At 67.9% G+C, this 18,821-nt stretch carries 14 protein-coding genes; 8 read left to right on the top strand and 6 right to left on the bottom strand.

The window, feature by feature from the left end:
• Positions 1–164: 164 nt before the first annotated feature.
• Positions 165–299: a hypothetical protein gene (locus tag E8P82_RS15395; protein WP_281275781.1), complete on the top strand. Its 135-nt coding sequence runs from the start codon at positions 165–167 to the stop codon at positions 297–299.
• A gap of 788 nt (positions 300–1,087) precedes the next feature.
• Here the strand turns inward: E8P82_RS15395 and E8P82_RS07540 are convergent.
• From E8P82_RS07540 to E8P82_RS07525, 4 genes are all read right to left on the bottom strand, one after another.
• A complete protein-coding gene (locus tag E8P82_RS07540) occupies positions 1,088–2,545 on the bottom strand; it encodes an MFS transporter (protein WP_246021075.1) in 1,458 nt (485 codons plus the stop codon).
• Positions 2,546–2,615: 70 nt separating this feature from the next.
• The gene (locus E8P82_RS07535) at positions 2,616–4,109 is read right to left on the bottom strand and encodes an NAD-dependent succinate-semialdehyde dehydrogenase (protein WP_136453877.1); all 1,494 of its coding nucleotides are present in this window, start codon (positions 4,107–4,109) and stop codon (positions 2,616–2,618) included.
• A gap of 1 nt (position 4,110) precedes the next feature.
• Positions 4,111–7,245: an FAD-binding and (Fe-S)-binding domain-containing protein gene (locus E8P82_RS07530; RefSeq protein WP_136453876.1), complete on the bottom strand. Its 3,135-nt coding sequence runs from the start codon at positions 7,243–7,245 to the stop codon at positions 4,111–4,113.
• An 8-nt stretch (positions 7,246–7,253) separates the two neighbouring features.
• The gene (locus E8P82_RS07525) at positions 7,254–8,537 is read right to left on the bottom strand and encodes an aspartate aminotransferase family protein (protein ID WP_136453875.1); all 1,284 of its coding nucleotides are present in this window, start codon (positions 8,535–8,537) and stop codon (positions 7,254–7,256) included.
• Positions 8,538–8,677: 140 nt separating this feature from the next.
• Between E8P82_RS07525 and E8P82_RS07520 the strand changes: the two genes are divergently transcribed.
• The 4 genes from E8P82_RS07520 (at position 8,678) to E8P82_RS07505 (ending at position 13,352) form a co-directional block, all read left to right on the top strand.
• Complete coding sequence (locus E8P82_RS07520) at positions 8,678–9,592, top strand: D-2-hydroxyacid dehydrogenase (RefSeq protein WP_136453959.1); 915 nt, start codon at positions 8,678–8,680, stop codon at positions 9,590–9,592.
• 86 nt (positions 9,593–9,678) lie between these two features.
• Positions 9,679–10,860 carry a M24 family metallopeptidase gene (locus E8P82_RS07515; RefSeq protein WP_136453874.1) on the top strand — a complete coding sequence of 394 codons (1,182 nt, stop codon included), beginning with the start codon at positions 9,679–9,681 and terminating at the stop codon, positions 10,858–10,860.
• A 3-nt stretch (positions 10,861–10,863) separates the two neighbouring features.
• Entirely contained in the window at positions 10,864–12,117 is a 1,254-nt protein-coding gene (locus E8P82_RS07510) for an aminotransferase-like domain-containing protein (protein WP_136453873.1), read from the top strand.
• A gap of 17 nt (positions 12,118–12,134) precedes the next feature.
• Positions 12,135–13,352 carry a M20 family metallopeptidase gene (locus E8P82_RS07505; protein WP_136453872.1) on the top strand — a complete coding sequence of 406 codons (1,218 nt, stop codon included), beginning with the start codon at positions 12,135–12,137 and terminating at the stop codon, positions 13,350–13,352.
• Positions 13,353–13,420: 68 nt separating this feature from the next.
• On the opposite strand, the gene E8P82_RS07500 is transcribed toward E8P82_RS07505, so the two are convergent.
• The gene (locus E8P82_RS07500; protein ID WP_136453871.1) at positions 13,421–14,158 is read right to left on the bottom strand and encodes a GntR family transcriptional regulator; all 738 of its coding nucleotides are present in this window, start codon (positions 14,156–14,158) and stop codon (positions 13,421–13,423) included.
• A 261-nt stretch (positions 14,159–14,419) separates the two neighbouring features.
• Positions 14,420–15,808, bottom strand: a complete 1,389-nt coding sequence (locus tag E8P82_RS07495; protein ID WP_136453870.1) for an NAD-dependent succinate-semialdehyde dehydrogenase — start codon at positions 15,806–15,808, stop codon at positions 14,420–14,422.
• Between the two features lie 425 nt (positions 15,809–16,233).
• Here E8P82_RS07495 and E8P82_RS07490 point away from each other — a divergent pair, with 425 nt between their 5' ends.
• The 3 genes from E8P82_RS07490 (at position 16,234) to E8P82_RS15160 (ending at position 18,813) form a co-directional block, all read left to right on the top strand.
• Complete coding sequence (locus E8P82_RS07490; protein ID WP_246021073.1) at positions 16,234–17,763, top strand: sulfatase-like hydrolase/transferase; 1,530 nt, start codon at positions 16,234–16,236, stop codon at positions 17,761–17,763.
• An 86-nt stretch (positions 17,764–17,849) separates the two neighbouring features.
• A complete protein-coding gene (locus E8P82_RS07485) occupies positions 17,850–18,188 on the top strand; it encodes a DUF4282 domain-containing protein (RefSeq protein ID WP_136453868.1) in 339 nt (112 codons plus the stop codon).
• Between the two features lie 145 nt (positions 18,189–18,333).
• The gene (locus tag E8P82_RS15160; RefSeq protein WP_211096824.1) at positions 18,334–18,813 is read left to right on the top strand and encodes an excalibur calcium-binding domain-containing protein; all 480 of its coding nucleotides are present in this window, start codon (positions 18,334–18,336) and stop codon (positions 18,811–18,813) included.
• Positions 18,814–18,821: the final 8 nt, after the last annotated feature.

The raw sequence follows: 18,821 nt of genomic DNA, 5'->3' as shown, positions 1-18,821 counted from the left end.
TTCGATATCGACTTCACCGAGGTGGACCAAGGGATGCCACTGCGAGCACGGGTTCGAAACGCCGAAGCCCTCGGCCGCATGCTTCAGCAGGGGCGCATGCTCCAGGGGCTGAGCCAGCGACAGTTGGCCGAACAGCTCGGCATCGGCCCGAAGTGGGTTGGGAGATGGAACAGGGCAAGCCCGGACTGCTCATTGAACGGCTCTTCGAGATGCTGCGCGCCACCGGCGTGCGTCTCTACGCAGAGGTCGACGAGCCGGAGGAGAAAACCAGTCCGACGGAGTGCTCGGGTGATGACTGACCTCCGCGTCGAGCTCTCGGCGAACCGCTCCCGTGCCTCACGTCGTCGCAACTTCTTCACAGAGCTACTCCCGAGGGTCGCATCCTCTCGAATCTCGCCGCACGGGTGGCAACCCGGGTGCTAAGAATCAACATGACACTGGGCTATTTGGTGCGATCACGGTGGTCGGTGCGAATAACCGATCCGACCCAGCGGGCGCAGCGCACCCAGGGACGCCAGCCCGCCGTCGTCGGCACCCAGGGGTGCGCTGCGCATAGCCTCAAGCCGCGCGCAGCACTTCCACCTCGCATCGAGTCCCTGGCGCACGCGATAACTGCGCGTCCGCGGTCGGCAGGAGAACCTCCAGCTTCTCGGCGAGCGCCACGTAGGACGCGTCGTACGTGGTCAGGTTCTGCCGAAGCTCCCAGCACCGTGCCAGAAGTGGCAGGTGAGGTGCGCGACGGAGAGGAAGATCGCCGAGGTGGGCGCGAGCCTACTCTGCACGGTCGACGGACAGCAGCCCTCCCAGCACCAGTCGCCGCATGACTGGCAGCACCTCGAGATCCACGCCCGGTGTCCGGTGCCGAATCGCGGGGCTTTGACCGCTCCGACACCGTGTCGCGGCACGACACGCCGTTCCTCGGAGGCATCCGCCCGGCAAAGACCCCGGATTTCACCCAGTCGGAACCGCCCAGCCGAAGACCCGGGCCCCAGCACCCGCAGACAACAGAGGACGGCCGCCCGATCCAGGCGACCGCCCTCCACGTGCGGGCTCAGCGGTCAGCCGACCCAGCTGCTCAGCCCGAGACTCAGCTCACGAAGCTCGCGCGGCGCGTCTCGGCGTCCACACGGTTTGCCTCCACGTAGCCGCGCTTCGGGAAGCCGACGGACTCGGGCAGACCCGGAAGCTCCTCACCGCGAAGGGTGGCCTGCGCGGTCTCCCGCATGCACAGGACGCTCACGAGGCCGATCGCGCCGGCGATGGCCATGTACCACCCGGGTACCAGCTGGTTCCCGGTGGTCTCGATCAGCTGGTTGGCCACGGTCTGCGACGGCCCGGCGAAGAATGCGGTGGAGAAGTTGTAGCCGATCGCGAAGCCCGTGTACCGCACCGCCGTGGGGAACAGTGCCGGAAGCGTCGAGGACACCGACGACACCAGGATCACCAGCAGCAGCCCGAGTGCCGCCAGGCCGATGAACCGCAGGATCAGGCTCGACGTGCCCAGCAGCATGATCGCGGGCACTGACAGCAGCGTGTACCCGGCGGCGGCCACGAGCAGCAGCGGCTTGCGTCCCACGCGATCGGACAGCTTGCCCGCGAACGGTATGGCCACGAGCATCAGCGCCATGATGGCCACGAGCATCCAGTTGCCCTGCGCCGTGCTGTGGCCGAGCTGGCTGCTCATGTAGGTGGGCATGTACCCGAGGATCAGGTAGAACGCCACGTTGAGCAGCACCACGAAGCCGGCCAGGACCAAGATCTGGCGCCAGTTCTTCCTCAGCACGTTCAGGATCGGCGACTTGGCGGTCTCCCGGTGCTGCGAGGCCTCTGAGAAGACCGGGGCCTCGACCAGCCGGGTCCTGATCCACAGTGCTGTGAGGCCGAGCGGGATGGTCAGCAGGAACGGCAGACGCCACCAGCCGTCCTCCATGCCCTGGTCCCCCACGATGGTGATCAGCGACGTGCAGACCACGGCCGCCAGGATGAAGCCCACCGTGGTGCCGAACTCCAGGAAGGACCCGAAGAATCCGCGGCGCCGGTCGGGAGCGCACTCGGCCATGTACACGGCAGCACCCCCGTACTCGCCACCCGCGGAGAAGCCCTGCACCAGCCGGCAGAGCAGCAGCAGCGCCGGGGCGAGCAGGCCCACCGTGTCCAGCGTCGGCAGCAGGCCGATGGCGCCGGTGGCCACGGTCATCATCGTCACGGTGAGCACCATGACCTTCTGCCGCCCCACCCTGTCGCCGAGCGGTCCGAGGATGAGGCCGCCCAACGGCCTTACCAGGAAGGACAGCGCGAGGGTGGCGAGGGTGAGCGTGACGCCGAGGCCGCCGTCGCCGTCGGCGGAGCCGAAGAAGTTGGTGGCCATGTAGATGGTGAGGTAGCCGTACACTCCGTAGTCGAACCACTCGACGGCGTTACCGAGGGCGGAACCCAGGATGGAACGGTGGAGTGACCGCTTGCCCTCCTCGGTGCCGGGCTCCTCGCCGGGCGCGGCAAGAAGTTCCGGATGAGTCTGATCCACGTGCTGGGGACTGGTCATCATTGGTTCGTCCTTCGGGTAGGTGGTTCTCGTCGGAAAGTGAGGTCCATCTCGGTGTCCGGCAGCACGGGCATCAGCTGCGCGGCATGGCCATGTACTTGGTCTCGAGGAATTCCTCGATTCCCACGCGACCGCCCTCACGTCCGAGCCCGGAGGCCTTGATTCCGCCGAAGGGCGCGGCAGGATTGGAGACGATGCCTGTATTGAGGCCCACCATGCCCACCTCGAGCGCGTCTCCGACCCGGAAGCCTCGGTCCACGTCCTGCGTGAAGAGGTAACCCACCAGGCCCCACGGGGTGTCGTTGGCCAGGCGGACAACGTCCTCCTCCGTGTCGAAGGGCACCACCGGTGCCACCGGGCCGAAGATCTCCTGGCTCATCAGGTCGGATCCCGGATCGACGCCGGAGAGCACGGTGGGGGTGTAGAAGTAGCCGGGGCGCTCAGGTCGGGAGCCGCCGCAGACCACGGTGGCGCCCCTGGACACGGCGTCGCCCACCAGCTCCTGCACCTTGGTGAGCGCCTTCTCCTCCACCAGGGGCCCGACGTCGGTACCGGGCTCGGCGCCGTCGCCCACCGACAGCCGGCTCAGGCGCGCGCCGAGCCGACGGGCGAATTCATCGGCGACCGGTCGCTGGACGAACAGTCGGTTGGCGGCGGTGCAGGCCTCACCCATGTTCCGCATCTTGGCGGCCACGGCGCCTTCCACAGCGCGGTCCAGGTCCGCGTCCTCGAACACGATGAACGGAGCGTTCCCACCCAGTTCCATTGAGGACCGCATCACGTGCTGGGCTGCCTGCTGCAGGAGCAGGACACCCACCGCGGTGGAGCCGGTGAAGCTGACCTTGCGGGCAATGCCGCTCGCCATCCAGGGCGTCACGACATCCGAGGCCTTGGTGGTGCAGACGACATTGAGCACGCCCCTGGGCAGGCCTGCCTCGACGAGGATGTCCACCAGCGCGAGGGACGACAGCGGGGTGAGGTTCGCGGGCTTGAACACCATGGTGCAGCCGGCAGCGATCGCGGGGCCGATCTTGCGGGTGCCCATCGCCAGCGGGAAGTTCCAGGGCGTGATCAGCACGCAGGGGCCCACGGGTTCCTTCGAGACGAGGATCCGGTTCCTGCCGTCACCCGTGCTGGTGAGGTCACCGCCGATCCGCACCGCCTCTTCGGAGAACCAGCGGAAGAACTCTGCCGCGTAGGCGACCTCGCCCCTGGCCTCCGCGAAGGGCTTGCCCATCTCGGTGGTCATGATCAGGGCCAGATCGTCCTGGCGGGCCATGATCAGGTCGTAGGCGCGGCGCAGGATCTCGCTGCGCTCCCGAGGGGCCGTCCTCGCCCACTCCTGCTGCACGCGGCCGGCGGTCTCGATGGCGCGCTGCGCATCGTCCGGACCGCCGTCGGCCACACTGGCGATGACCTCCTCGGTGGCGGGATTGACGACGTTGAACCGTTTGCCGGAAGCTGCTTCGGCCCATTCGCCGTCGATGAACAGGCCGGTGCTGACACGGGAGATCGCGTCGAGCGCCTGCTGTGAGGTCCCGGCGGTGCTGGTGGTCGGGGTTGTCATATCAGGAGTCCTTTGCGTGATGAGGCGTGGAATCGGGGCCGCGACCGGGCGGCCAGGTGTGCTGGTCGGGATCGGGTGCGCCACCCTTGCTGGTTCCCGGGTCGAGCAGCTGGGCGAGGTGATGGCCCTGACGCTCGCCGTCGAGCTGCTGGACCTGCATGGCGCAGGAGAAGCCGTCGGTCAGTACCACGGCGTCCCCACCGGTGCTGCGAAGAGCCGGAGCCAGGGCCTGCTCCGCGACGAGCATGCTCACCTCGTAGTGGTCCTTCTCGAAGCCGAAGTTCCCTGCCACGCCGCAGCAGCCGGTGGCGTCAACGACGTCGGTGATACCGACGGTGGTCAGTGCGGCTTTCTGCGTGCCGGCACCGAATACGGAGTATTCGTGGCAGTGCGTCTGCAGCACCACGCGGTCGGGCAGCGGCTTCGCCGGAGCGGGTGTCCAGCCGGCACGCCCGAGCTGGTCGATGTGCGCGGCGAAGCTGCACACCCTGGCCGCGACGCGCCGCGCCTGGTCGGTGTGGACCAGTTCGGGCAGGTCCTTCCGAAGCGCCGCCGCGCAGCTGGGTTCCACAACCACGATCGGACGGTCCGTGCCGTCGTCGAGCGCCTCGGCGGCATTGCCCAGCAGTCGCTTCGCGGTGTCCAGCTGGCCCGTGGAGATCCAGGTCAGGCCGCAGCACGCGTCCGCCGAGCATTCGGTGCGCTCCCCCGCATCCGTGAGGACACGGGCCGCAGCACCGGCCACCTCGGGGCGGAAGCCGCGCGTGAAGGTGTCCACGAACAGGACCACACCGTCCGTCGCGGGATCGACGGCGGAAGCCCGGCGTGCTTCGCCGTCGCGCCTCCTGCCTCCCCACTGCCGTCGCGGCATCACCACGCCGGCCGCGGCGACCTCCCCGCGCCATTCTGCGCCACCGGCGAACCGCGGCAGGGCACGCGCTGTGGTGAGGCCGCCGAGCAGGGCAGCCAGTTTCCCGAGCGGCGTGGCCAGCACGGCGTTGACGAGCGGTGCAACGCGGCCGGTGAGCTTGAGCCATCGCGGCAACCAGCCCAGGGAGAAGTGCGAGAGCGGCCGCAGCCGGCCCCGGTAGTAGTGGTCGAAGAACTCGGATTTGTAGCCGGCCATGTCCACACCCGTAGGGCAGTCGCTCGAGCAGGCCTTGCACGACAGGCAGAGGTCCAGGGCCTCCCGGACCTCCTCGGACTTCCAGCCCTCCTCCACGGTGCGGGCGCCGCGGACCATGTCCTGCAGGACGCGGGCACGGCCGCGGGTGGAATCCTTCTCGTCCCCCGTGGCCCGGTAACTGGGGCACATCACGCCGCCGGAGTCGGCGCGGCAGCGTCCCACGCCGATGCAGGCCTGGACGGCGTGGACCCACGGATCCGTGCCGCTGCCACCCTCGTCCGCGGAATCGTCCGTCTCGACGGCGGATCCTCCGCCGGAGTGCAGCGGCCGCAGATCGAAGCTGGTCCGCCATGCGCGCTGCGGCACACCGTCCAGGGCCAGGTTCGCGTCCAGCGGGTCAGGGTCCGTGAGAGAGCCCGGGTTGAGGACTCCGGCGGGATCCCACAGCCGGCGGTAGGCGCCGAAGGCCTCCAGCATGGAAGGCGAGTACATCAGGGGCAGCAGCTGGGAGCGGGCCCGCCCGTCCCCGTGTTCGCCGGAGAGCGAGCCGCCGTGCCGGACCACCAGCCGGGCCGCCGCGTCCGAGAATTGCCGGAAGACCTCGCGGCCCTCCTCTGTGCGCAGATCGTAGGTGATGCGGATGTGCATGCAGCCGGCCCCGAAGTGCCCGTACATGACGCCTCGAAGGCCGTAGCCGTCGAGGAGATCGCGCACGTCGGAGAGGTAATCGGCGAGGTTCTCCGGCGCGACGGCGGAGTCCTCCCAGCCGGGCCACGACTCGCCGCCGGTGGAGAGGCGGGACGACAGCCCGGCGCCGTCCTCGCGGACCCTCCAGAGGGAGGCGCGCTCGACCGCGTCGGGAACCGGTCGGCCCTCCACGAGGCGGCCGTTCTCCCGGAGCCGGGCCAGGAGGCGCCCGGCCTCGGCCTCCACGGCGGCGGGATCCTCACCGTCGAGATCCACGTACAGCCAGGCCCTGCCGTCCGGCAGACCGAGCACCGCGTCCTCACCACGGCGGAACCGCATGGTGTCCACGATCGCCTCGTCGATGCCCTCGACGGCTGCCGGGGAGAACTCCAGGATGGTTCCGATGTCCCGTGCGGCCTCCACCACGTCCGCGTAGCCGAGGCAGACCAGCAGTGCGCTGGCCGGCTTGGGCACGAGCTTCATGCGGGCACCGACCACGATCACGCAGGTGCCCTCCGAACCCACCAGGGCACGGGCCACGTCGAAGCCGTTCTCCGGCAGCAGGTTGGCAAGGTGGTACCCCGAGACCTGCCTCGGGATGCGTCCCAGCTCGGTCCGGAATCCTGCCAGGTTGCGGTGGGCGAGCTCCTTGAGGGAGGTGGTGAGGGTGGCAGCACGGGCTGCGGCGAAGCCGTCCTCCGGGTGCGTGGCACGCAGTCCGGTGGCCGTGGCGGTGAGGCGCGCGCCGTCGGCGGAGACGACGTCGAGCTCCACCACGTGGTCCGAGGTGCGGCCGTAGCGCACGGAGTGGTTGCCGCAGGCGTCGTTGCCCAGCGAACCGCCTACCGTGGCGCGGGTCCTGGACGACGGATCCGGGGCGAACGTGCAGCGGTTCCCGGTGGCGTGTTCCACCTCTCGGGACAGCACGGCGAGCACGACGCCGGGGTCCACGGACACCGTGCCTGCCGCTTCATCGACCCTGTGGATCCGGGTCAGGTGCCGTGAGAAGTCGAGCACCACGCCGGGACCGATCGCGTTGCCCGCCATGGACGTGCCACCGCCGCGGCTGATCAGCGGTGTCCCGGTTTCCCTGCATACCGTCAGCGTCGCCACCACGTCCTCCGTCGACCGCGGGAACACCACGGCGAGCGGCGGGACACGATAGTTGGAGGCATCGTAGGAGTACTCCGCCAGGCGCCGGGGCGAGCTGTCGGCGTCGATCCCGGCCGCAGCCAGCCGCTCGAGCACCACCTGCTGCGCCGGATCGGGCGCAGCGGCAGACACAGCGACGGAGGACGCGTCAGGCGGGGAGGATACGGACATCGTTCGACTCAGGCCGTGGAAGCAGCAGTCGCCGGGACACCGCCGACGACGGCGCCGACCGCCGCCTCGAAACGTTCCAGGCCCATGGAGATCTCCTCGGCGGTGACCACCAGGGCGGGTATCAGGCGGATCACGTTGCCGGCGGGCCCGCAGGTCAGGGTGAGCAGGCCCTGATCCACAGTGGCCTGCTGGACCGCCGCGGCCGTGGCGCCGTCGGGCGTGCCGTCCTCGCCGGTGAACTCGATGCCCTGCATGAGGCCGCGTCCGCGGACGTCGCCGATCACGGGGAAGCGCCCCTGGATCGCCTCCAGGCCACCCTGTAATTGCTCACCGCGAATACGTGAGTTCTCCACGAGGCCTTCCTCCTCCACCACCCCGAGCGTCGCGACGCCGGCGGCGGCCGCCACGGCATTACCGCCGTACGTACCGCCCTGGGATCCGGGCCATGCCTTGGACATGGTCTCGGTGGATGCGGCGATCGCGGAGATCGGGAAACCGGAGGCGATGCCCTTCGCCGTGATGAGGATGTCCGGTGTGGCGGAGGAGTACTGATGACCCCAGAACCTTCCGGTGCGGCCCACGCCGGCCTGGACCTCGTCGAAGATCAGCTGGATGCCGTGGGTGTCGGCGCGTTCCCGCAACCCTTCCATGAAGGCCGGTGGTGTGGGCAGGTAGCCGCCGTCGCCCAGTGCGGGCTCGATGAGGAAAGCCGCGGTGTCGTTCGGCGCGGTGCGCGTCTGCAGCAGGTAGTCGAGTTCCTGCAGCGCGAAGGCGACGGCGGCGTCCTCGTCCCAGCCATAACGGTAGGCATACGGGAAGGCGGACATGTGGACGCCTGCCATCAGCGGGGCGAACCCTGCGGAGAACCTGGTCCCCGCCGTGGTCATGGAGGCAGCGGCGACGGTGCGGCCGTGGAATCCTCCCTGGAACACCACGATGTTGGGGCGTCCGGTGGCCATCCGCGCCAGACGGATCGAGGCCTCGACGGCCTCGGACCCCGAGGTTGCGTAGAACACGGAGTCGAGACCGGAGGGAAGGACCTCTCCGAGCTTCTCGGTGAGCTCCAGCAGCGGGGTGTGCATCACCGTGGTGTATTGGGCGTGGATGATCTTGCCCACCTGCTCGCGCGCGGCAGCGACCACCTTCGGGTGGCAGTGGCCGGTGCTCGTCACGCCGATGCCGGTGGTGAAGTCCAGGTAGTCCCTGCCGTCGGTCCCGTAGATCCAGCTCCCGAGGGCATGATCCACGACGACGGGAGTTGCTTGCTTGAGTGCCGGGCTGAGCGAAGTCATGGTTCATATGATGCAGGTCACATCTGTCTATTGTCAACAATCTTTTCGTATCGTACGGTTGGGCCGTGCCCATTACTGAAGAGGACCGAGCGCCCCGCGTCGTCGTGCTCACCGCCGAAGGACAGCCCCTCCCCTACAACATGGCCGGGATCGAGGCGCTGGCAGAGGTCACCGTGACGGATGCCGCCGGCCTTGCCCGGGCCTCCGCCGGGGCCGATGTCCTCCTCCTCTGGGACTTCTTCTCCTCGGCACTGAGGGATGCGTGGCCGCACGCGGACGCACTGAAGTGGGTGCACGTGGCCGCCGCAGGCGTCGACACCCTGATGTTCGACGAGCTGCGCTCCTCCGACGTCGTGGTGACCAACGCCCACGGCACGTTCGATCAACCCATCGCGGAGTTCGTCCTGGCCTCCATCCTGGGCCACGACAAGCAGCTGCACCTGAGCAAGGCCCTCCAGCGCCGGGGGATCTGGGAGCACCGCGAGGTCACCCGCAGTGGCGGCTCGCGGGTGCTGGTCGTGGGGACGGGCGGCATCGGACGCGCCACAGCGAGGCTCCTGCGCGCCGTGGGGCTGGAGGTCCGCGGGATCGGCCGCACGGCGCGCGAGGATGATCCTGACTTCGGACGGGTCCACCGGAGCGCGGACCTGGCGGAGCACGCGGGATGGGCGGACCATCTGGTACTGGTCGCGCCGCTCACCGAGCAGACCCGGCACGTGCTGGACGGCCGCGTCCTCGCCGCCATGAAACCGTCCGCGCATCTCGTCAACGTCGGCCGAGGCGCCCTGGTGGACGAACCGGCCCTCATCGAGGCCCTCGGGGAGGGCCGGATCGCGGCTGCCTCGCTGGACGTCTTCAGTGAGGAGCCCCTCCCGTCAGGCCATCCGTTCTGGACCATGGAGAACGTCCACATGTCCGACCATATGAGTGGTGACGTGGTCGGTTGGCGTGACGCGCTGGCGCGACAGTTCCTGGACAACCTGGAGCTCTGGACAAGGGGCCGGAACCTCGCCAACGTCGTGGACAAGGACCGCGGCTACATCAGCCGCCGCTGATCCCCGAACCGCTCGTCCCACAGTTTGTGTGAGCAGCACCACATCCCCTAGATTGTAGACAATCTACTACTCATCGGAGGTAGCTCTTGCTGTTCAGCCAAGAGGAGTACGACGCCCGGCTGGCCGGCGTCCGTGAACGCCTGGCGAAGCAGGGCCTCTCGGCCCTGCTGGTGACCGACCCCGCCAATATCTACTACCTGACCGGGTACAACGCGTGGTCCTTCTACACCCCGCAGGTGGTCTTCGTCCCTGCTGACGGCCCCATGCTGCTCTTCGCCCGTGCCATGGATGCCGACGGTGCCTTCCGCACCACCTGGCTGCCGAAGGAATGCATCGTGGGCTACCCCGAGCGGTATGTGCATCGCCCGCACCTGCACCCCTTCGACTGGGTGGCCTTCGCCCTCCGCGAGCGCTATCTCGTAGCCGCGGCGGCCAAGGGGTGCGTCGGGCTGGAAATGGACTCGCACTTCTTCTCCCCGAAGGCCTACCGCTCCCTGGTCAATGCCATTCCGGAATGGACGCTCGTGGACAGCTTCGAGCTGGTCAACTGGGTGCGCGCCGTCAAGTCACCGGCAGAGATCCAGTTGATGCGCAGCGCAGCGCAGGTCTGCCAGGCGGCCATGGAGGCCGCGGTCGACACGATCGACGTCGGTGTCCGTCAGTGCGACGCCGCTGCGGCCATCAGCCAGGCCCAGATCAGGGGCACCGACGAGATCGGCGGTGACTACCCCGCCATCGTGCCGCTTCTCCCGACGGGCGAGGCATCCGACACCCCGCACCTGACCTGGAACGAGGACCGCTTCGAGGCCGGTCAGTCGGTCGTCGTCGAACTGGCCGGCGCCTATCGGCGCTACCACACTCCGCTGGCTCGCACCCTGACACTGGGCAGGAGGCCGGCGCGTCTCGCGAAGCTGGCCGACGCCGTCGCCGAAGGCCTCGACGCCGTGCTGGACCACGTCCAGCCGGGCGTACCCGTGCGCGAACTCGCCCGCACCTGGAACTGGACGCTGGCCAGGTACGGGCTGGAGAAGCCCTCCCGTGTCGGGTACTCGATCGGCATCGGTTACCCGCCGGACTGGGGTGAGCGGACCATCTCCATCCGCTCCGAGGACGAATCCGTCCTGGCGGAGAACATGACCTTCCACGTCATCGGCGGAATGTGGATGGACAACTACGGCTACGAACTCTCCGAATCGATCCGCGTCACCGCCGACGGCGTGGAGACGTTCACCAGCTTCCCCCGCGAACTCATCCAGAAAGGCGGCTAGGCCATGACCGTTGACCACAGTGCTACCAGATCCCGCGACACGCTGCCTCTGGCGGATCGCGCAGCCGGTCTCGTCGGCTCCGTCATCGACTCCAGCACGTCGCTGCTGGCCGCGCAGACGCACGACATCGTCCGCTTCGCGATGGGATCGCCGGCGGACGAGGCCGTGCCCCTGGCCGAATTCCGCGACATCGCGGACCAGGTCTTCGACCACAGCTCCATGACCTACGGTGCCACCGAGGGCGAGCCCGTCCTGCTGGACAACCTTGTCGAGTACCTGGCAGGGACGTCGGACCCCACCACGGAGGACCGCGTCACCATCACTGCCGGCGGAATGCAGGGCCTGGACCTGGCCTGCAAGATCTTCATCAATCCCGGCGACCTGGTCATCGTGGAAAGCCCTACGTACACCAACGGCAGCGCCACTGCCCTCAGCTACGGCGCCGAGCTGCTCGAGGCACCCACCGACGAGAACGGCCTCATCGTGGAGGCCCTGCCGGACCTGGTTGCCGCCGCTGGCCGCACTCCCAAGGCCATCTACACCATCCCGAACTTCCAGAACCCCTCCGGGACCACACTTTCCCTGCCACGCCGCCACCAGCTCCTGGAGTTGGCGCACGAGTGGAACGCCGTGATCATCGACGACGACCCCTACGGGCTGCTGCGATTCGAGGGCGAGGACCTGCCCTCCCTGCAGGCCCTGAGCCCGGCGGATCCGCTGCTGTTCTCCGTGCGCACCTTCTCCAAGATCCTGGCCCCGGGACTACGCGTGGGCTGGGTGGACACGGATCCGGCGTTACGCCAACTGGTCATCAACGCCAAGCAGGCCATGGACACCTGCACCAACGTCCCCGCTCAGCACATCGTGGCCGAGTTCATCCGCCGCGGTGGTCTGGACAAGCACCTCGCCGGCCTCCGCACGGAGTACAGGCACCGCAAGGACTCCATGCAGGAGAGCCTGCACCGGAATTTGGGCAGCAGGGTCACCACGACCGACCCTGAAGGTGGCTTCTTCCTCTGGCTGACGCTCCAGGGCGAGGATGCGCGGATCTCCACGCAGAAGCTCTTCGAGACGGCTCTCGCGGAAGGGGTGGCCTTCATCCCCGGGCCGGCCCTGTCCGCCAGTGGCAGGTTCGACGACGCCCTGCGGCTCTGCTTCGCCTCCACCACGCCCGAGCGGACCGAGGAGGGCATCATCCGCCTCCGCCGCGCGATGGATCTGGAACTCGATGCACTGAACGGCTCGGGGAACTCTTGACGCCGGCTCCTGCACGAGTGCCTCCTGAGCAGACGTCCCCCGAGCCAGACCCGTATGAACAGGAGGTCCTGGGTCTGATCAGCGAGTCCGAGCTGGTCTCCCTGACTTCGGCGCTGGTGGCCGCCGGTGGGGAGAACCCCGGCGGAACCGAAGAGGCCACGGTGGAGGTTCTGAAGGACTTCTGTGAACGCTCCGGTCTTGACGTATCGACGAACACGGTGGCACCCGGTCGACCGAACCTCACGGTCCTCCTGCCGGGCGGTACCCTGCCGGGCGTCCTGTTCCTCGGCCACTCGGATGTCGTACCGGCCGGGACGGGCTGGGATCGGGCTCCGTTCGAGCCGTACCTCGTGGACGGTCGACTCGTCGGACGCGGGTCCACGGACATGAAGGGTGGGCTCGCCGCCGTCGTCGTCGCACTGAAGGCGCTGAAGGAGGCCAGGGCGGAACTGCCCTTCCGGATCTCGCTGGCGTGCACCGTGGACGAGGAGGACCGCGGCATCGGCATCCGGGCGTACACCGCAGCCGCCAGCGCCGATACGGCGTTCTCCTACTCGGCGTGCGTCGTGGCCGAGCCCACCGACCTCGCCACGGTGATCGGCTGCCGCGGGGACAGCTACATCGAACTGGAGATCACCGGCAGGTCGGCCCACTCCGGCCGGCCCGCGGACGGGCGAAACGCTATCGACGCCGCTGCGAGGATCCTGGACCTCGTCCGCACCGACCACGCCCGGCTACAGTCCGAGCCGGACCCGCTGCTCGGCGCCGGGACCTGGAACATCGGCCTCATCAGAGGTGGAACCGGAACATCCATGGTGGCGGACACCTGCGCGGTATCCCTGGACCGGCGGCTGATGCCCGATGACGACGCACCACTGATCCTGGACAGGCTGAAGGCGCAGATCAGGGACGCCGGCATCGACACGGACGGCATCTCGGTCGAGGCGGAGGTCACCATGGAAATGCCGGGCTTCCGCACTCCGGAGACCCACCCGCTCGTGGCCAATGCCGTCTCCGCGCTGGCCGATCTGGGCGTGGACAGCAGCATCAGCGGCTGGACGGCGGCCTGCGACGGCGGCTTCGTCGCCCGCGACCTCGGCGTACCGACCATCGTCATGGGCCCCGGGGGCCTGAACGACCAGGCCCACCAAGTGAACGAATCCGTCCGCATTGCGGAGATCGTCGCGGCTGCGCGTGCCTACGCGCTCATGTGCCTGCGCCACGGCGGGAAGTGATCCTTCAGGAGACCACCCGCCAGGAAGGAGCGCCGGCTCCACGCCGAATGCAGCCGGCGGTTCCGGAGCTAGGCGGTCGCCGGTTGCTTGCCGCTCTCAATGCCGCCGATCCTACTGCTCCTGTTCCCATCGCACCCGCTGGCAAGGCCTTCGTTCTCGTTATCGGTGAGCCGCTGCAGGGCATCGTCCATGTGGCTGATCAGGAGCTCCTCCACCAGTTCGGCGTTGCCGGCGCCCAACGCTTCGGCGATGGCTTGGTGTTCAGCCACCCGAGTATGAGGGTCCGGATATTTCTTCTCCAGAGCCGTCAGGCACATCCGCGTCTCGGTCAGCAGGGTTTGATGCATCCGCGTCAGCCGGGTGCTACCGGCTGACACCACGAGCGTCTCGTGATACGCCATGTCCGCCTCGGACAGCGCATCCAGGTCTTCCGCGTCGGCCGCCTTCTTCATGGCCTTCACGAGGTCCAGCAGCCGGGCCACCACATCCTCGAAACCCTTTTGGAGGATGAGTTCGGCGGCAGCCCGCTCCACTGCGGTCCGTGCAACGTACATGTCCCGGACCTCGTCGTCGGTCATGGTGATGACGAACAGCCCGCGGTTGCGGATGCTGATGAGGAGGCCCTCCTGGGTCAGCCGCTGCATGGCTTCTCGAAGAGGCCCGCGGCTCACGCCGAGCTCCCTGGCCAGCTCGGCCTCACCGAGCTGGGCTCCGGGCGGAATATGCCCCAGGCCGATCGCCTTCCGTAGTTTGCCGGCGATGATCGATGGAGTGGATTCGCGGACGACAGGCTCGAATCTCGGCATCGGTAACCACTTTCCACTCGGAGGTTCGATCACGACCTCCCGGGGCGTCAACAGGTTTGTTCCCCCACGGACCCCGCGGGCAGAGGACTGTCGACCTCGACCTAGCAGTCCCGCAGAACCGGCGAGGACTGTCGATAATTCTACGGTATCCGGGTCCGCTAGAACGCCCCGATCAGAGCCGCGTACCGGATCCTGCCGCCCCAAGCACCCGACAGCACAGCTGACCCGCCGTCCTGCAGCACGGCGGGTCAGCGTCGAACGCTAGCTGCCGGCCGGCGTCGTTCCTGCGATGCGGATCATCTTCTTGTTCACGAACTCCTCGGCACCCAGCCGGCCGAGTTCCCGCCCGAAGCCCGACTTCTTCACGCCGCCGAACGGCAGTTCCGCCGCATCCCCCAGGACGGTGTTGATCCAGACCATGCCGGCCTCGAGCTGATCGGCCACCCGCTCCGCCTGCTCCGGGTCCGTCGTGAAGACGTAGGAACCCAGGCCGAAGTCCGTGGCATTGGCCAGCTCGACCGCCTCCTCCTCGCTCGACACGCGGTAGAGCTGCGCGACGGGCCCGAAGAACTCCTCGTTGAAGGCGTCCATGGACGGCGTCACGTCCGTCAGTACTGCCGGGCTGACGAAGGTGCCCGAGGGCTCACCCCGGGTCAGTACCTGGGCACCCTGATCCGCCGCGCGCTCGAGCTGGTCCTCGATGTTCGACGCCGCTGCACTGGAGGACAACGGGCCGAGCTCGGCATCGGCCTTGTGCGGATCAGTCGGCGTGATGCCACGCATGCGGTCGACGAACTTCTGCTCGAACTGCTCGTACAGCTCATCGATGACGATGAAGCGCTTGGCGGCGTTGCAGCTCTGCCCGTTGTTGTCCATGCGCGCCGCCACCGCACCTTCGACGACCTCGTCGAGGTTGTCGGCGGAGAGGACGATGAACGGATCGGAACCGCCGAGTTCGAGGACCACCTTCTTGAGATTGCGCCCGGCGATCTCCGCGACGGCTGCACCGGCCCGCTCGGAACCGGTGAGGGAGACGCCCTGCAGGCGCCGGTCGGCGATGAGCGTCGCCGCCTGATCGTTGGACGCATAGATGTTGGTGTAGACGCCCTCGGGGGCCAACGCATCCCGGAATATCTGCTCGATCGCCGCCGAGGACTCCGGACACTGCGGCGCGTGCTTGAGCAGGATCGAGTTCCCGATGACGACGTTCGGGCCGGCGAACCGGGCAACCTGGTAGTACGGGAAGTTCCAGGGCATGATGCCGAGCAGCACGCCGACCGGCGAGCGGCGGATGAACGCGCTCCCGGAACCATCGGCGAGGGAGATGGGTTCGTCGGCCAGGAACTCCTCCGCGTGGTCCGCGTAGTAGAGGTAGATGTCCGCGGAGAAGTCCACCTCGCCGAGGGCCTGCTCCAGGGGTTTGCCCATTTCCCGCACGATGATCTCGGCGAGCTCGTCGCGCCGCTCACGGTGGAGCTCGCTGACGCGCCGGACGACCGCGGCACGCTCGGCGGCCGAGGTGACGCGCCCCCACTGCCGGTATGCGGCGTCGGCGGTGCCGACGACGGAGTCGAGCTCTTCGTCGCTGATGAGCGGGTACTCCCGCACCGTCCTGCCCGTCGCGGGATCGACTACTGCGTATTCGGTCATGAGGATTCCTCCAGCTGATCGTGGTCTCGATGATGGGTCGGATTCACAGGATATCGCTGCCTGTCACCAGTGCCGATGCCGCCTAACTGCTTCTGCCCGTAGCGGTTCGAGGGAGTTCGAGCACCACGACTTCGTGTCGCCGCACGACACGCCGTGATCCTGGCAGGGTCACGGGCCAAAGACCCCGGATTCGAACCAGCCGAACCCCGGACACGGACCAACCGGACCACCGAGACCGATACGACGGCCGCTTCGCACCGAACCACACGTCGGCGCCGGACTGGCGACGAGCTGCCGACAGGAAACATGAAGTGTTGACACGAAGCAGGACGGCACTAGGCTGCTATCGGCTCGGGCACGAGTTGGCTGGGGAGCTTTTGAGACGGGGAGCGCGAAGGGATGCGATGGATCAGCGGGGTCTTCGCTTGAGCCGACGCATCGGCGTCGTCGTGGGCAGAACGCTGGTGTACGCGCTGATCTGGGCGGGGCTCGTAATGCTCATCGCCGCCGTCGGCATCCGGTTCTACTGGGGCACGATCTCCGTGGGTCAGCTGCTCCTGAATCTCACGTCCGTGGAGCTCGACGGCGGAGGCGGTGCCATCGTCTGGCTCGGCATCCTGGGCGTCGGCGTCGCTCCCCTGCTCATCACCGCAGGCATCGCCGTCTGGCGGTTCCTCCGCCGGCGCTCACGCCGTCGGGCCGACGCCGGACCGCGTCCACGCCGCGAACGGTGGCTGATGCGCGCGCTCTCCGGCGCCGTGGTGACCGCGATCGTCGTCGGCGGTACCGCGGCCTTCGCGAGCACGGTGAGCGTCGGGAAGTACCTCCAGGCAGCATCGTCCGACTACGACCTCGGCGACTACTACGTGGAACCGGTCATCACCGGCGACGAGAACAAGCGCAACCTCGTCCTGATCTACCTGGAGTCCGGCGAGGCGACCCTCGAGGACGATCAGCTCTTCGAGAAGGACGCCTTCACTCCGCTGAAGGACGTCACGGAGGCCGCCGACGGCTGGCAGAGCATCGACGGTTTCCAACAGTACGACGGCGGGGGCTGGACCATGTCCGGCCTCACCTCCACGCAGTGCGGTGTCCCGCTGAGACCGGCCCTGGGCTTCGTCGAGGGCTCCTCGGAGAAGCCGAGCGACGACGTCGAGACCTACCTGGCGGGCACCACGTGCCTGGGCGACGTCCTGGCCGACCACGGCTACACGAACGTGTTCCTGGGCGGCGCCAATCTGCGGTTCGCCGCGAAGGACGTCTTCCTGCGCACCCACGACTACTCGGAGATCAGCGGGCTCGCCGACTGGCGGGTGGCGGGTGATCCGGAGAGCAGTTTCCGCAGCGACTGGGGCCTGAGCGATGAACGCCTCATGGCCCACGCGATGGACACGGTCGACGAGCTGCACGCGGAGTCGGAGCGGACCGGCGAGCCGTTCAACCTCTCGCTGCTGACGCTGGACACCCACGAGCCCGTGCACGTCTACGACTACTGCGACGTCGACACGCAGAACCCCGTCACCTCCGTGTTCTCCTGCTCCATGACGCAGGTGGCCGGCTTCGTGGATCACCTGGAGAGCAGGGGCTATCTGGAGGACACCGCGGTGGTGATCATGGGCGACCACCTCAAGCACCTGGGCATGGCGGAGACCTTCCACGAGCAACTGGACGACCACCCGGACCGCACCATCTTCAACCGCTTCTGGATCCCGGGCTCGGCCAGCGCCATGCGCCCGCGGATCGACCAGCTGAACCTGTACCCCACCATCCTGGAAGCCGCCGGCCTGGAAGTGGAGGACAGCGCGGCGGGGCTGGGTGTCTCCGCCTTCACCGACCGGATCCCGAAGGACTCCGCGCAGGCCCTGGATCCGGACACCTACTCCGCTCTGCTGGAATCGCGTTCCCGGCAGTTCTACGCCCAGGCCTGGGCGGACGACGACGGCGCTCCGCAGTAGCGCACGAAGGGCGAGTTGCGCTCCACCAGATGCGTCCGCGCTGTACAGTCGATCCGACAATCACCCATACGAGAAATACGGGGACCATGAAAGCTCTATTCGATATCTCCTTCACCCGGTTCATCGCACCGAGCATCGCGAAGATCGTCTACCTCCTGGTGATGGTGGTGATCGGGATCTCGTATTTCACCTTCGTCATTCTCAGCTTCCAACAGAATGCGTTCCTCGGCATTTTGGTGCTGGTGGTCATCGGACCGATCTTCAGCATCCTCTACCTGGTGCTGGCACGCGTCGGCCTGGAATCCCTCATCGCAGCGATCAGGACGGCGGAGAACACCGGTGAGCTCGTGCGTCGCGGTGCCACCGGCGTCGGCGCGGTCCCGCCCCCGAGCTACCCGCCCTACCGTCCTGACGCCAGGGGCTGAGCGACCCTCGAGCAGAGCGATCGTGTTCCATAGATGGCCCCGCCGAAACATGCAACGGTCTCTTCGTTCGGGAATTCCTGATTCACAACGCGCGTCATGCAGTACGGTCTGATGGTCAGCATGTTTCAGGTCTCAGGAGTTTCCAATGAAGAAAATATCCATCGCCCTTGCCACCTCGGCTGTCGCGGGTCTCTCGCTGTTCTCGGCCGCACCGGCCCTCGCCGTCGCCCTGCCGTTCGACAACTGCGGGGAAGCTGCGGCTGCAGGCGTGTACAACATTCCCGAAGGGACCCCGGGGTACCAGCCAAGCCTCGACGCCGACAAGGACGGCTTCGGCTGTGACGCGGCAGGCACTCCGGCGTACGACGCCGATGCAGTTGCACGGATCGTCGCCGAGAACACTCCCGAGGAGACGCCGGAGCCCGATCCGACCGTCATGCCCCAGCCCGAGGTACAGCAGCCCGAGGTACAGCAGATGGAGCAGATGCCCGTCGGCGCGGCCGATACCGGCATCGCCCGGGCGCCGCAGAACGACGACGCTGCAGCGCTCGCCCTCGGCGGCGGGCTGGTCCTCGTGGCACTCGGCGGCGCCTACGTCGTCCGCCGTCGGGTGACCGCCGGCTGACCCACGGC

This window comes from Arthrobacter echini (assembly GCF_004803505.1).
GTDB lineage: Bacteria > Actinomycetota > Actinomycetes > Actinomycetales > Micrococcaceae > Arthrobacter_D > Arthrobacter_D echini.
The sequence above is the reverse complement of the archived record's forward strand: the minus strand, read 5'-3'. Positions and strand labels throughout refer to the sequence as shown.

Coding starts and splice junctions, on each gene's coding strand:
- E8P82_RS07495 (WP_136453870.1), bottom strand. CDS start 15,808: ATGACCGAATACGCAGTAGTCGATCCCGCGACGGGCAGGACGGTGCGG.
- E8P82_RS07535 (WP_136453877.1), bottom strand. CDS start 4,109: ATGACAACCCCGACCACCAGCACCGCCGGGACCTCACAGCAGGCGCTC.
- E8P82_RS07510 (WP_136453873.1), top strand. CDS start 10,864: ATGACCGTTGACCACAGTGCTACCAGATCCCGCGACACGCTGCCTCTG.
- E8P82_RS07485 (WP_136453868.1), top strand. CDS start 17,850: ATGAAAGCTCTATTCGATATCTCCTTCACCCGGTTCATCGCACCGAGC.
- E8P82_RS15160 (WP_211096824.1), top strand. CDS start 18,334: ATGAAGAAAATATCCATCGCCCTTGCCACCTCGGCTGTCGCGGGTCTC.
- E8P82_RS07530 (WP_136453876.1), bottom strand. CDS start 7,245: ATGTCCGTATCCTCCCCGCCTGACGCGTCCTCCGTCGCTGTGTCTGCC.
- E8P82_RS07500 (WP_136453871.1), bottom strand. CDS start 14,158: ATGCCGAGATTCGAGCCTGTCGTCCGCGAATCCACTCCATCGATCATC.
- E8P82_RS15395 (WP_281275781.1), top strand. CDS start 165: ATGGAACAGGGCAAGCCCGGACTGCTCATTGAACGGCTCTTCGAGATG.
- E8P82_RS07525 (WP_136453875.1), bottom strand. CDS start 8,537: ATGACTTCGCTCAGCCCGGCACTCAAGCAAGCAACTCCCGTCGTCGTG.
- E8P82_RS07520 (WP_136453959.1), top strand. CDS start 8,678: ATGGCCGGGATCGAGGCGCTGGCAGAGGTCACCGTGACGGATGCCGCC.
- E8P82_RS07540 (WP_246021075.1), bottom strand. CDS start 2,545: ATGATGACCAGTCCCCAGCACGTGGATCAGACTCATCCGGAACTTCTT.